General features: G+C 69.1%; 1 pseudogene. It reads right to left on the bottom strand.

The window, feature by feature from the left end:
• Positions 1-20: 20 nt before the first annotated feature.
• Positions 21-582: pseudogene (locus DW306_RS05895) on the bottom strand (hypothetical protein); the annotation flags it as partial.

The raw sequence follows: 582 nt of genomic DNA, 5'->3' as shown, positions 1-582 counted from the left end.
GATCGGCGATGGCGACCTCGTCATCGCCGTGGCCGACGTAGAGCACCGTCACGGGAAGGGCTCGTCCTCGCGAGAGCCCTCGTGCCCGACTCGTGCACCTTGAGGAAGGGCACGGGGATGTCGAGGTGGGTCGAGCCGACGCCGTCGTTGATGTTCCAGCCGTACTCGGCGGCACCCGCGCGGATCTCGTCGAACCCCTGGGAGTAGGCGACGATCTTCGAGGCGTACAGCGCGAGGCGCACGTCCTCGATGAAAGCGGCCTCGTCGTCCACGGCGAAGGTCTCGTCCGGCCCCGGAAGCGTCGTGGCGACGGCGCGCTGCTCCGGGTGCGACGACAGCGAGCGGGCGAAGGTCGCCTCGGCGATGCCGGAGACGGGCACTCCGAGCGACAGAGCGGTCTGCACGGTCCATGCTCCGGTGCCCTTGGCTCCGGCCTGGTCGAGGATGACGTCGACGAGGGGCTTGCCGGTCTCGGCATCCACCTGACGGAGCACCTCGGCGGTGATCTCGATCAGGTACGACTCCAGTTCGCCGCGGTTCCACTCGGCGAAGATGTCGGCGATCTCGGCGGGCGACTTGCCG

Origin of the sequence: Microbacterium sp. K24, assembly GCF_004794465.1 — a bacterium.
Classification (GTDB): domain Bacteria; phylum Actinomycetota; class Actinomycetes; order Actinomycetales; family Microbacteriaceae; genus Microbacterium.
Note: the sequence above shows the minus strand (reverse complement) of the source record. Positions and strands in the feature narration are given on the sequence as shown.